The organism is Vibrio sp. 10N.222.55.A1, assembly GCF_041473835.1.
Lineage (GTDB): Bacteria > Pseudomonadota > Gammaproteobacteria > Enterobacterales > Vibrionaceae > Vibrio > Vibrio crassostreae_C.
Map to the genome: position 1 here is coordinate 82,406 of NZ_JBFRSX010000034.1, position 13,234 is coordinate 95,639.

At 44.7% G+C, this 13,234-nt stretch carries 13 protein-coding genes; 5 read left to right on the forward strand and 8 right to left on the reverse strand.

Annotated features, from left to right (window positions below; translation table 11 throughout):
* The first annotated feature begins 107 nt into the window (after positions 1 to 107).
* Positions 108 to 1,538 (forward strand): dihydrolipoyl dehydrogenase, encoded by a 1,431-nt coding sequence (lpdA, locus tag AB4493_RS10985; protein ID WP_017059440.1) that lies wholly within the window; start codon positions 108 to 110, stop codon positions 1,536 to 1,538.
* 191 nt (positions 1,539 to 1,729) lie between these two features.
* Here the strand turns inward: lpdA and AB4493_RS10990 are convergent, their stop codons facing one another.
* Entirely contained in the window at positions 1,730 to 2,335 is a 606-nt protein-coding gene (locus AB4493_RS10990) for a LuxR/HapR/OpaR family quorum-sensing transcriptional regulator (protein WP_019824386.1), read from the reverse strand.
* A 337-nt stretch (positions 2,336 to 2,672) separates the two neighbouring features.
* Here AB4493_RS10990 and hpt point away from each other — a divergent pair, with 337 nt between their 5' ends.
* Entirely contained in the window at positions 2,673 to 3,203 is a 531-nt protein-coding gene (gene hpt, locus AB4493_RS10995) for a hypoxanthine phosphoribosyltransferase (RefSeq protein WP_017059438.1), read from the forward strand.
* 74 nt (positions 3,204 to 3,277) lie between these two features.
* On the opposite strand, the gene can is transcribed toward hpt, so the two are convergent.
* Entirely contained in the window at positions 3,278 to 3,946 is a 669-nt protein-coding gene (gene can / locus AB4493_RS11000) for a carbonate dehydratase (RefSeq protein WP_017063246.1), read from the reverse strand.
* A 286-nt stretch (positions 3,947 to 4,232) separates the two neighbouring features.
* Here can and AB4493_RS11005 point away from each other — a divergent pair, with 286 nt between their 5' ends.
* From AB4493_RS11005 to AB4493_RS11015, 3 genes are all read left to right on the forward strand, one after another.
* The gene (locus AB4493_RS11005; protein ID WP_017063247.1) at positions 4,233 to 5,864 is read left to right on the forward strand and encodes a SulP family inorganic anion transporter; all 1,632 of its coding nucleotides are present in this window, start codon (positions 4,233 to 4,235) and stop codon (positions 5,862 to 5,864) included.
* A 336-nt stretch (positions 5,865 to 6,200) separates the two neighbouring features.
* Positions 6,201 to 7,118, forward strand: coding sequence for an ABC transporter ATP-binding protein (locus AB4493_RS11010; RefSeq protein ID WP_017059435.1), 918 nt, complete (start codon positions 6,201 to 6,203; stop codon positions 7,116 to 7,118).
* 1 nt (position 7,119) lies between these two features.
* Complete coding sequence (locus tag AB4493_RS11015) at positions 7,120 to 7,890, forward strand: ABC transporter permease (protein WP_010435987.1); 771 nt, start codon at positions 7,120 to 7,122, stop codon at positions 7,888 to 7,890.
* Positions 7,891 to 7,975: 85 nt separating this feature from the next.
* On the opposite strand, the gene panC is transcribed toward AB4493_RS11015, so the two are convergent.
* The 6 genes from panC to dksA form a co-directional block, all read right to left on the reverse strand.
* Positions 7,976 to 8,866 carry a pantoate--beta-alanine ligase gene (gene panC / locus AB4493_RS11020; RefSeq protein ID WP_017059434.1) on the reverse strand — a complete coding sequence of 297 codons (891 nt, stop codon included), beginning with the start codon at positions 8,864 to 8,866 and terminating at the stop codon, positions 7,976 to 7,978.
* A gap of 8 nt (positions 8,867 to 8,874) precedes the next feature.
* Positions 8,875 to 9,669: a 3-methyl-2-oxobutanoate hydroxymethyltransferase gene (gene panB, locus AB4493_RS11025; protein ID WP_017059433.1), complete on the reverse strand. Its 795-nt coding sequence runs from the start codon at positions 9,667 to 9,669 to the stop codon at positions 8,875 to 8,877.
* 22 nt (positions 9,670 to 9,691) lie between these two features.
* Entirely contained in the window at positions 9,692 to 10,177 is a 486-nt protein-coding gene (gene folK / locus AB4493_RS11030; protein WP_004735459.1) for a 2-amino-4-hydroxy-6-hydroxymethyldihydropteridine diphosphokinase, read from the reverse strand.
* Complete coding sequence (pcnB, locus tag AB4493_RS11035) at positions 10,174 to 11,529, reverse strand: polynucleotide adenylyltransferase PcnB (RefSeq protein WP_019819797.1); 1,356 nt, start codon at positions 11,527 to 11,529, stop codon at positions 10,174 to 10,176. The genes folK and pcnB overlap by 4 nt, the downstream gene beginning before the upstream one ends.
* Positions 11,530 to 11,712: 183 nt before the next feature.
* A complete protein-coding gene (gene gluQRS, locus AB4493_RS11040) occupies positions 11,713 to 12,588 on the reverse strand; it encodes a tRNA glutamyl-Q(34) synthetase GluQRS (protein WP_017059431.1) in 876 nt (291 codons plus the stop codon).
* A gap of 179 nt (positions 12,589 to 12,767) precedes the next feature.
* Positions 12,768 to 13,214 (reverse strand): RNA polymerase-binding protein DksA, encoded by a 447-nt coding sequence (gene dksA, locus AB4493_RS11045; RefSeq protein ID WP_004738189.1) that lies wholly within the window; start codon positions 13,212 to 13,214, stop codon positions 12,768 to 12,770.
* Positions 13,215 to 13,234 lie beyond the last annotated feature (20 nt).

Below are 13,234 nucleotides of genomic sequence, written 5' to 3' on the forward strand. Positions count from 1 at the left end.
TACTTTCACACTGTTAACATCTCTGTAAAATGTTTCCTGTTTGAAAGCCCAATAATTTTAAGAACATCTACTCAGCCTGTTAGGGATAATGACTACAAGAGGTCACAATGAGCAAAGAAATTAAAGCCCAAGTTGTTGTACTTGGTTCAGGTCCTGCTGGTTACTCAGCGGCATTCCGTTGTGCGGATTTAGGTCTAGAAACAGTACTAGTTGAACGTTACAGCACTCTTGGTGGTGTATGTCTAAACGTTGGTTGTATTCCATCAAAAGCACTTCTTCACGTTTCTAAAGTAATCGAAGAAGCTAAAGCGATGGCAGAGCACGGCGTTGTATTCGGCGAGCCACAAACGGACATCAACAAGATCCGTATCTGGAAAGAAAAAGTAGTTGATCAACTAACTGGCGGTCTTGGCGGTATGGCTAAGATGCGTAACGTTACTGTTGTTAACGGTTTCGGTAAGTTCACTGGTCCTAACAGCATTCTTGTTGAAGGCGAAGGCGAAGCAACAACTGTTAACTTCGACAACGCAATCATTGCTGCGGGTTCTCGCCCAATCAAACTTCCTTTCATCCCACATGAAGACCCACGTATTTGGGATTCTACGGATGCACTAGAACTAAACGAAGTACCTGAAAAACTGCTTATCATGGGCGGCGGTATCATCGGTCTTGAGATGGGTACGGTTTACCACTCTCTAGGTTCTAAAGTTGAAGTTGTAGAGATGTTCGATCAAGTTATCCCTGCTGCGGATAAAGACATCGTTAAAGTTTTCACTAAGCGCATTAAGAACAAGTTCAAGCTAATGCTTGAAACTAAAGTGACTGCTGTTGAAGCAAAAGAAGACGGTATCTATGTTTCAATGGAAGGCAAAAAAGCACCAGCTGAAGCTGAACGCTACGATGCTGTTCTTGTTGCTATCGGTCGTGTTCCAAACGGTGCACTTATCGACGCTGAAAAAGCGGGTATCGAAGTTGATGAGCGTGGTTTCATCAATGTTGATAAGCAAATGCGTACTAACGTTCCTCACATCCACGCGATCGGTGACGTTGTTGGTCAACCAATGCTTGCTCACAAAGGTGTGCATGAAGGTCACGTAGCTGCTGAAGTTATCTCTGGTAAGAAGCACTACTTCGACCCTAAAGTAATCCCATCAATTGCGTACACTGAGCCAGAAGTTGCTTGGGTAGGTAAGACTGAGAAAGAAGCGAAAGCGGAAGGCATCAATTACGAAGTTGCTACTTTCCCTTGGGCTGCTTCTGGTCGTGCAATCGCTTCTGACTGTGCAGATGGCGTTACTAAGATGATCTTCGATAAAGATACTCATCGCGTAATCGGTGGTGCTGTTGTTGGTACTAACGGTGGTGAACTTCTTGGCGAAATCGGCCTAGCAATCGAAATGGGTTGTGATGCAGAAGATATCGCACTTACTATCCACGCTCACCCAACTCTACACGAGTCTGTTGGTCTAGCTGCGGAAGTATTCGAAGGTTCAATCACTGACCTTCCAAACAAGAAAGCAGTGAAAAAGAAGAAGTAATCCTTCTTTAGCCACTCGCTAATGTTTTTAAAAGCCGCTGATTCGTCAGCGGTTTTTTTATGTCTGAAGAAAAGAGCAGGAACGTTTCACTCCGAGATGCGAGTACGCTGCGCTTCGGGATGCGAAGAGACATTCCATTCTACAAAAAAGGGTTGGCCCATTAGGCCAACCCTTAAATTATTTACTCGAATCTACTTATAAATGCACAGCATGTTCAAGTAGCTATCCGTTAAGCTTGAAAGCTCTTCTGGCGTTTCTACACGTTTTGCTTGGATGAATAGCGAGTAGCAAATGCCGTGGAATAGATTGGCTAGATGTTTAGGATCGTGATCGTCACAAACTTCGCCACGTTCAATCGCTTTGCTAAACATGTTTTGTACTAACATTTGGTTAGTGCGGTTCGTTGTTACGAATAGCGGCCATACTTCATCACGAGTCGAAGCGCTCCATTCGAACCACACATTTAACCAATGGCTATCTTGAGCCACTAACGTCACCATTTCAGTCGCAATATTATGTAGGTTTTGTTTTGCGTGAATATCCAGATCGATATTGTCTGAAAGGAAGTTAGAGAATTGGCGTACAACGTGATTTAGTACTTCATCAACCAGATCTTCACGGGTAGGGAAGTAGTTAAATACAGTTGCGACAGACACCTGAGCGATGTCTGCAATATCAGCGTGTCCACCACGACCGATACCGCGGCGAGAGAATACCTCAAGAGCGATTTCCATCAATTGAAGTTTTCTTTTTAAAGGTGAAAGCCTAGTTCTAGGTCTCTTAGATATTGAGTCCATTTTATTTTCCTTGCCAACGAAATTTTTATATTAATGATTTTATTATTATTTAAGCCAAGATGAGTGTAATGGTGCATATGCGAATGGTCAATCCTTTCAGCTTGTTTTATAGACAGTTACATCAAACTTGATACATAAAGCGTGATCAGCATTGATGTGAAAGGAGACGAGTATTGGATAAGGCACCAGCGCACATTTCGTTGAGAATCTGACAGTAAATTCGAACCATAAGGTGGTGTGGGTATTTGAGCAGTGCTAGACTTACGCACAAAATTGAGCGACACAACTGACGAAACTGTCAACATTCGTCGCAATCACCAAATAGAATGAGAGCAGTATGAAGCATACAGTTGAAGTCATGATCTCTGAGCAAGAAGTTCAGGATCGAGTGAACGAACTAGGCAAACAGATCACGGAACACTACAATGGTAGTGAAGATCTAGTTTTAGTTGGCTTATTGCGTGGATCTTTTGTCTTTATGGCAGATCTTGCTCGTGCTATCGATTTAACTCACCAAGTTGATTTCATGACCGCGTCTAGCTACGGCAACGGCATGGAAAGCTCACGTGATGTTCGTATTTTGAAAGATCTTGATGATGATATCCAAGGTAAAGACGTTCTACTTGTAGAGGATATTATCGATACAGGTAACACGCTGACTAAAGTAAAAGAGATTCTGAGCCTACGTGGTCCTAAGTCTATCGAAATTTGTACGCTATTAGACAAGCCTTCTCGCCGTGAAGTGACTGTCGATACAAAATGGATTGGTTTTGAGATCCCAGACGAGTTTGTTGTTGGTGTTGGTATCGACTACGCACAAAAATATCGTCACCTACCGTACATCGGTAAGGTAGTACCTCAAGAGTAATCATTACGCTTGTGGTTTAGAAGTCATTAAAAAGCCCGCTTGATGCGGGCTTTTTGTATATATGACGGAATGGGTTAGCTTTGTTGACTAAGAAGAGGCGTCGTTAAGATCTTGTTTAATGCATCTAAGTGACTGTTCTCTAAAGTATCGTTACTTGAGCAACGTACGCCAAGGTCCTGTAGCTTGCCATCGCCAATACCATAAACCACACCATGGATTTCAACGTCTTGGCCACGCTCCCACGCATTTTGCATAATGGTTGAGTTACCTAGGTTATAAACCTGTTCTGCGACGTTAATTTCGCATAACTTGTCACCCCATTGCTCACGAGGAAGCCCCTCGATTTGCTTGCGGTATTTTAGGTAATTGTCACGGATGTGCAGTAACCAGTTGTTGATAAGACCAAGTTTAGGGTTATCAATCGCCGCGTTAACACCGCCACAACCGTAGTGACCACAGACAATAATGTGTTTCACTTTAAGCACATCTACTGCGTACTGAACAACAGATAGACAGTTTAGGTCTGTATGAACCACTTGGTTGGCCACGTTTCGGTGAACAAACAGTTCTCCAGAATATAAGCCAGTCAGGCGCTCGGCTGGAACTCGGCTATCTGAACAACCTATCCATAGAAAACCAGGGCTTTGACCCTCTTCAAGCGTTGTAAAATACTCAGGTCTTTCAGAGCGAATTTCTTCAGACCATTTGGAATTGTTCTCAAAAAGCTGTTTTATTTCTGGCATCTTGCTTCTTACATCCCTCAATTAAGATGCTTAACTATACACAATGTTACAAATTCAATCTCGTAAAAACTGCGTCAAAATTTACTCATCTGACGTGTTCTAGTACGGAAAATCATAAACTTAGCCCACTATCAATAATCCGGTTATAAGACATGAATAATGTGATTGAATTAACACTTTCTGAACACTTGATACATTTGCTAAAGTGATAAGGTTTGTCATTTCATCATCAGGAAGGTGTGTTTTGTTTGGAAGTCGTTTTACGGATATCAATCTCAAAGGGGATATGTTTGGCGGTGTAACTACAGCCATCATCTCGTTACCTTTAGCATTGGCATTTGGTGTTGCTTCTGGCGCGGGAGCTGAAGCTGGCTTGTGGGGCGCCATTATGGTTGGCCTATTTGCAGCATTGTTTGGCGGTTCGAGTAGTTTGATTTCTGAACCTACCGGCCCGATGACGGTGATCATGACTGCCGTAATGACGAGTATGGTTGCTAAATATCCTGAAACGGGTATGGCAATGACCTTTACTGTCGTGATGATGGCCGGTGCATTCCAGATATTACTTGGTACGTTAAAGCTAGGAAAATACGTCACTTTGATGCCATATAGCGTGATCTCCGGATTCATGTCGGGCATTGGCGTTATTCTGATTATCTTGCAGCTGTCTCCATTGTTAGGGCATGCCGCTCCATCCGGTGGTGTAATGGGCACGCTCTCTGCTTTACCTGATACGCTAGCAAACTTAAAAGTGAGTGAGCTATTTCTAGGTGCTCTGACACTCGGTATTCTTTTTGGCTTCCCCGCTAAGTATCGTAAGTATGTGCCTGCTCAACTGGTCGCGTTAGTGGCTGTAACGCTCTTGTCCGTCATTATTTTTGATACCGACTCTATTCGCCGTATTGGTGAAATCCCAGCTGGTTTACCTTCCCTCGTTATCCCTACGATCAGCGCTGAACAGTTTACTACTATGGTTATCGATGCCTTGGTGCTTGGTACATTAGGTTGTATTGATACGCTTTTGACCGCGGTTATCGGAGATTCATTGACTCGTAAAGAGCATGACTCAGACAAAGAGCTTCGTGGCCAAGGCATTGCCAATATGATCTCTGGCCTGTTTGGTGCACTACCTGGCGCGGGGGCCACTATGGGGACTGTAACCAATATTCAGGTGGGAGCGCGTTCTCCGCTTTCAGGTGTTATTCGAGCTTTAGTACTTGCGCTCGTGGTATTGGTTGCAGGTGGTTTAACAGAACCGATTCCTATGGCAGTGCTGGCTGGTATCGCGATGTATGTTGGTTTCAATATCCTAGATTGGAGCTTTATCCAGCGCGCGCACAAGGTTAGCTATGCCGGCATGGGCGTGATGTACGGCGTGATGCTATTGACTGTGTTTGTTGACTTGATTATTGCCGTTGGACTGGGTGTGTTTATCTCGAATATTCTGATTATTGAAAGATTAAGCCGAGAGCAAGCCAGACAAGTTAAGGCGATCAGTGATGGTGATGATGAAGACGATATCCCATTGACTGATAGCGAACGTCAGTTACTCGATAGTGCCAATGGTAAGGTGCTATTCTTCTACCTATCAGGGCCGATGATATTCAGCGTTTCAAAGGCGATTTCACGTCAGCACTCAAGTATCTCTGACTATGAAGCGATGATTCTAGACCTGACAGATGTACCTATGATTGATGTCACTGTTGGCCTAGCGCTAGAGAATGCGATTAAAGATGCATTGGATGCGCAGTGTGAGGTGTATCTGCTGTGTCCTAATGAGAATACTCGTCAACAACTAGAGAAGTTCCACGTGATTGACCTAGTACCTGAATCCAACACTTATCGATTCAGATATGAAGCCCTGACGGCAGCAACAAGCTATGTCGACAGAGATGAGCATCAATTTGAGTCAGTTTAATTTTTCAGTAATAAGCTGATATGAATGACCTGATATGAATAAGCCATAGACGCTCACTTCAAGACTGATCATTAATGCCGTTAAGTGAATCACTTAGCGGCATTTTTATATTTATTGAACGTTGATTTAGTCTTCACCTAGCCAAGACGCTTATTTGTTTTCGAAAGAAACTCTCACACGATATTTGTATTCATCGTCAATCAACGATAAACTTGTTCGCAAAATGGCCGAGTTAACAAGTTTGGGTTAGCTTTCAGCTAGTTCGTTTTAAGCATTACTCTCTTCCTCAAGCTCGGCCGTCTACATCTTATCTATAGCAAATGGCAGTCTATCTCTATGTATGCATTAGAAATTGAGCAATTAAGAAAAACTTATGCTGGGGGCTTCGAGGCTCTTAAGGGCGTTAGTTTACAAGTAGAAAAAGGCGACTTTTACGCACTACTTGGTCCCAATGGTGCGGGTAAATCAACCACCATTGGTGTTATCTCTTCACTGGTAAATAAAACGTCAGGCAAGGTTAAAGTGTTCGGCTACGACATTGATACCGATCTGGAATTGGCGAAGCAGAACTTAGGCCTTGTGCCTCAAGAGTTTAACTTTAACCCGTTTGAAACCGTTGAACAGATCGTGCTGCAACAAGCGGGTTATTACGGCGTGCCAAAAGCATTAGCGAAAGAGCGAGCGAAAAAGTACCTATCTCAACTCGATCTGTGGGAAAAGCGTGGCGAACGCGCGCGTAACTTGTCTGGTGGTATGAAGCGTCGTTTGATGATCGCGCGTGCATTGATGCATGAACCTCATTTGTTGATCCTTGATGAACCGACAGCAGGCGTTGATATTGAACTACGTCGTTCAATGTGGGAATTCCTAAAAGAGATCAATGAGAAGCAGGGCATTACCATTATCTTGACCACGCACTACCTAGAAGAAGCAGAAATGCTGTGTCGCAACATTGGTATCATCAATCGCGGTGAGCTGATTGAGAACACAACAATGAAAGCGCTGTTGGGCAAATTGAGTGCTGAGACCTTTATTCTGGATCTGGAAGAGGGCACGACTGAACCTAAGCTTGAAGGCGTGAATAGCCAAGTGATGGTCAATGGCTCGCTAGAAATCGAAATCGACAAGAACCTAGGTTTGAATACCATCTTTGCTCAATTGAGCGAGCAACAGGTTAAAGTCCTCTCTATGCGTAACAAAGCAAACCGTCTAGAAGAGCTATTTGTGAGTATCGTCCGTGAGGGGAGTAAATAATATGTACAGCCTATATTGGACCGCTTTCTGCAGTTTGTTGACCAAAGAGATCAATCGCTTTACTCGTATCTGGGTGCAGACTCTGGTGCCGCCAGCGATTACCATGACGCTTTACTTCATCATCTTCGGTAACCTGATTGGTGCGCGTATTGGTGAAATGAACGGCTTTAGCTACATGGAATACATTGTTCCCGGTCTGATCATGATGTCGGTGATCACCAACTCATATTCCAACGTTGCTTCATCGTTCTTTAGTGCCAAGTTCCAGAAGAACATTGAAGAGCTGCTTGTAGCGCCTGTTCCTAACTACGTGATTATCGCCGGCTTCGTAATGGGTGGTGTGGTTCGTGGCTTGTTAGTGGGTACCATAGTAACCTTCGTGTCGTTGTTCTTTGTCGACTTACAAGTTGACCATTGGGGCGTGATCATTGCGACGGTATTTTTAACGTCGGTAGTATTCGCTTTGGGTGGCTTGATTAACGCGGTATTCGCACGCACGTTTGATGATATCTCTATTATCCCAACCTTTATCTTAACGCCGCTGACGTACCTTGGTGGTGTGTTCTACTCGATCAGTCTATTGCCTGAATTCTGGCAAGGTGTATCGAAGTTGAACCCTATCGTGTACATGGTTAACGCGTTCAGATATGGCTTCTTGGGTGTGTCTGATGTGGGGATCGTGACGTCGTTTGGCGTACTAGGTGTGTTTATCGTGCTGTTGTATGGCATTGCACACTACCTAGTGACAAAGGGTATTGGCTTACGTAGCTAACCTTTGGTTCATCTAAGTAACAGGTAAAGAAAAAGGTCGATATAACATCGACCTTTTTTTGTTTTGCGTTAAGAGCAGAAGCCGACTATTCAGTCGTTTCTTCTTTCACTTCTTCTTTGGTTTCCGTTACCAAATCGAGAACTTGGTTATCGATAAGACGCGTCTTACCTAGGAAAGCCGACATTAGAATCACTGCTTGAGTTGATTCTGAAGTGATCGCTTGCAGAGTTTTAGCATCACAAATGAAGATTTCGTCAGGTTGAAGATCTGCAGCGCGTAGCTGGTCAGTAGCATCTTCAATCACTGATGCGTAATCATCGCGACCACCACGAATAGCGCTGCTGATCCAGCGCATAGTACGCGCTAAAACGGGCGCTCGTTGGCGCTCGTCAATCGTTAGGTTGCTATTGCGAGAGCTCATTGCCAAACCATCCATTTCACGAACGGTCGCAACGCCGACAACTTCAATGTCTAATGCTAAATCAGTGGTCATCTGGCGAATAACAGCAAGTTGCTGAAAGTCTTTCTCGCCGAAGCATGCAAAGTCTGGCTGAACGATATTAAACAGTTTAGTGACAATGGTTGATACACCACGGAAGTGACCTGGACGAGAGGCACCTTCAAGCATGTGAGATATGCCAGGGACCTCAACAAACGTCTGCTTGTCTAATCCATCTGGGTACATCACCTCTGGCGTTGGTGTAAATACTAGCTCAACCCCTTCACCTGTTAGTTTGCTTAAATCTGCTTCTAACGTTCGAGGGTAGTTGTTTAGGTCGTCTGCACGGTCAAACTGCATTGGGTTTACAAAGATGCTTACCACAACGATGTCGGCCAGTTCACGAGCTTTCTTTACCAGAGTCAGGTGGCCTTCATGCAGGTTTCCCATTGTCGGTACAAAAGCAACCGTACGTCCATCACGCTTAAACTGTTTAATCTGCTCACGAAGAGCCGCTATTTCAGCAAAAGTTTGCATACTTACTCCTAAGCGATTGTATGAGCTTCATCAGGGAAGCGCGCGCTCTCTACTTCTTCTTTGTATAGAGCTACTGCCTTACGCATATCACCTGTTTCTGCTAGGAAGTTCTTAGAGAACTTCGGCATGTAGTTCGCAGAAATACCGAACATGTCATGCATAACCAAGATCTGACCATCGGTAACATTACCTGCGCCGATACCGATAACCGGTACGTCACAAGCTTCTGTAATTCGTTTTGCCAATGAAGCTGGCACACATTCAAGTAGAACGATTTGAGCGCCTGCGTTTTGCAGTGCTAACGCGTCAGCAACCATTTTGTCGGCTTGCTCGTCGTCACGACCTTGAATCTTGTAACCACCAAAGATGTTCACAGATTGAGGCGTTAAGCCTAAGTGCGCACATACTGGTACTGCGCGTTCTGTTAGCATTTTCACAGTATCAACCAACCAGCTTCCGCCTTCGATTTTTACCATGTTCGCACCAGCACGCATCAAAGTCGCTGCGCTCTCACAAGCTTGTTCTGGCGTTGCGTAGCTCATGAAAGGCATGTCAGCCATAAGAAGACAGTTCGGGCTACCAGCACGCACTGAGCGAGTATGGTAAGCAATGTCTTCAACAGTTACTGGTAATGTATCGTTATGGCCTTGTAAAACCATACCCAGTGAATCACCGACAAGCAGAACTGGCATTTCTTGGCTTTCGAATAATTGAGCAAAGCTCGCATCATAAGCTGTCGAAGTCGCGAATTTACGGCCTTCACGTTTGCATTTGATCAGGTCGTTAATGGTTACTTTTTTCATTGGTTTTCCTTAATGCGCTTGGCTATTGTTGCCAAACATTGAGCCCGTTCTTATCTACTATTTTCAGTAGTTCTGTCAGCTCAGTCCCATCAGGGAGTTGTAAACTTGGTGCGATTTCAGCAAGCGGGTAGAGTACAAACTCTCGTTCTTTCATTCCGTAATGAGGAACAATTAAGCGCTCTGAATCGATCACCTCATTGCCGTATAACACAATGTCGAGGTCCAAGGTTCTTGGCCCCCAACGCTCGTCTTTACGGACGCGCCCTTGCTCTAACTCGATCTTTTGAGTGCAATCAAGCAGTTCAATTGGCGTTAATTCGGTTTGGATAGCGACTACCGCGTTGATGTAGTCCGGTTGATTTTGCGGCCCCATTGGAGTGCTACTATATAGCTGAGAGGTCGCAATAAACGTTGATCGCGGTAGGCTTTTTAGCGTTTCGATAGCCAAATTTGCTTGGCTAACTGGGTCGGCAAGGTTGCTGCCGACCGCAATGTAAGCCGTTATCATTCTGATTGCTTACTCTTTTTGTTTCGGTAAGTCTTACGGCGACGATGGCCTGACTTTGATGGTGCTGCAACGTCGTTAGCCATCGCTTGACGCATGTTGCGACCGGCTGTTTGATAACGCTCCCACCATTTCGCAAGATCTTTAGTTTCGCCACCCTCAATCTCACCACGCATTTCTAGGAAATCGTAGCCTGCACGGAACTTGTTGAGCTCCATAAGACGAACAGCGCGTTTACCGTTGCGACGAGGCAGTCGAAGTTGCAGTTGCCAAACTTCGCGAATGGTTGCGGTGTGACGACGAGGAATCGCAATAGACTTTACTTGCTGATCAAGAATGATGTTACTCGCTTCCATGATCGCGTCGTAGTGCGCCATACCCTGTTCAGCGACAAGTTTGTCTGCCAGCTTGTTCATTGGGTACCAAAGCATCGCTGCGAACATGAATGCTGGGTTTACTCGCTTACCATCTTCGATGCGAAGATCGGTTGAATCGAGAACCAAATCAAGCATCTGCTCTGTGTGAGAGTCGTAATCTTCTGTGAAGTATTCCGCTACAGCTGGGAACATCTGCTGAAAGAGGTTGTACTCGCGCATTAGGTGGTAGGTTTCTAAACCGTGACCTGATTGCAGCAATTTCAGAGACTCTTCGTAAAGACGCGCTGCTGGGATATCTCTTAGAAGGTGCGCTAACTCTTCAATCGGGTCAGCTGTGTCTTCTTCAATATCGAAATCCAGTTTAGCGGCGAAGCGCATTGCACGTAGCATACGTACTGGGTCTTCACGGTAACGCGTTTCTGGATCGCCAATCAGGCGGATCAGTTTATCTTCTAAATCTTCTACACCACCCGCGTAGTCGTGGATGCTGTAGTCTGCAATGTTGTAGTACATCGCATTGATTGTGAAATCACGACGCTCTGCATCTTCATCAACACTGCCATACACGTTATCGCGCAATAGCATGCCTTCTTTCGATTGTGCAGACACGTTTTTCGATGGTTCTTGGTGGTGGCCACGGAAAGTTGCCACTTCAATGATGTCACGACCAAACATGATATGTGCCAAGCGGAAACGGCGACCGATAAGGCGACAGTTTCTGAAGAGGTGTTTGATTTGCTCTGGCGTTGCGTTGGTCGCAATATCAAAATCTTTTGGCTGAGAGCCTAATAAGATATCGCGTACACCACCACCGACTAGAAATGCGTCAAAACCCGCACCATTCAGACGATATAGCACTTTTAGTGCGTTGTCGCTGATCTGCTTGCGTGAAATATTGTGCTCTTGACGAGTATAAATATTCAGAGCTAATTCGTGGAATCCGCGTTGTTCGCTTGGGGTATTGTCGTTTGTATTCATTAGTTTAGAACAAAGTAGGTATCGCCAACTTTGTTTTTCTCTTAGTCCAAAGTGGTAGTGCAGAGTTTAATTGCGGCTAATAATAGCTTAGCGCGAGCCATTTGAGAACATCGTCTGCTTAACCACAGTGGTTGGTTATGGCATTTTTATGTGTCGTTTTTGCTATTTGCCGTGAGTTTCGAGCTAATTACAGTGCTCTTTTTGTAAACTATCAGGTAACTGACTGACGTTCCATTGTTGGCAGCCCCACAATAAAATCTCATCCATTGAAGCCTCATAAAGGGCCGTCGGGATATCAAAACCTAAGAATCGCATCGCGTTGAGTAACGTTGGTTTTGGGTTGTCTAGATCTATCGCGGTGGCATGGTTCTGTTTTGACAGTTTATTCCCCAAGCCATCGGTTGCCAATGGTAAGTGCAAGTAGCTCACTGTTTTTTGCTTGAGCGTCTTATACAAACTGATTTGTCGACCTGTTGGTTCTATCAGGTCTGCGCCTCTTACGACTTCTGTTACTCCTTGGTCGATGTCATCAAGAACAACGGCCAAGTTATAGGCAAACAATCCATCTCTGCGTTTAATAATAAAATCTTCTTCAGCTAGTGCTTTAGGGATTTGAATGGTGCCGTGGCGAACATCATCAAAGGACTCCACTGGAAAGTCCATGCACAAGCGCACCGCCTGTTCACCTGAATCGATTAGGCCTACATCTCGACAGTGACCATTGTAAAAGCCGCCCAAAGCCTTTATCTGCTTGCGGGTGCATTGGCAGTAGTAGGCTTGATTGTCAGCAACCCATTGATCGATTTGAGCTTGATACAAGTCATGACGTTGGCTTTGATAGACGACTTCACCATCCCAAAATAGATGGTAAGCCTCAAGCGTCTTAAGAATGAGGTCTGCAGCGCCGGCCATTTCTCTTGGTGGGTCGAGGTCTTCCATACGAACTAACCATTTTCCTTGGTTAGATTTCGCTTGAAAGTAGCTACCAAGAGCAGCAACAAGTGAGCCAAAATGAAGAGGACCTGACGGTGATGGTGCAAAGCGCCCGATATAATTCATGAGTGAACAACCTAATCTAAATGGTACCGCAGTAGCCAATTCTTAAGACGTTTGACAAGAGCTTTAATGCCTAGAACTAAGGCTTAAAGCTGCTATTTACTATCAAGCGTGTGAAATACTTCGCTTGGATAACAAACAAAAAAGGGAGCCAAGGCTCCCTTTCTTTACATCTGCAAGAATTAACCTTGCATCTGTTTTTCTTTGATCTCTGCAAGTGTTTTACAGTCAATACAAAGATCAGCAGTTGGACGAGCTTCAAGGCGACGAATGCCAATCTCGATACCGCAAGAATCACAGAAGCCGAAATCGTCTTCTTCGATCTTGTCTAATGTCTTCTCAATTTTTTTGATAAGACGACGCTCACGGTCACGGTTACGTAACTCTAAGCTGAATTCTTCTTCTTGAGAAGCACGGTCAACTGGGTCTGGGAAATTCGCTGCTTCGTCCTGCATGTGGTGCACAGTACGATCAACTTCTTCCCTGAGCTGGTTGCGCCAAGCTGCTAAAATTTTTGTAAAATGTTCCGTTTGCTCAGGTGACATGTACTCTTCACCTGGCTTCTCTTGGTACGGTTCAACACCTGCGATGGCTAGGATGCCTAGCGCTTTTTTCTTAGATTCTGGCATACAGCATCTCCTATTTACAC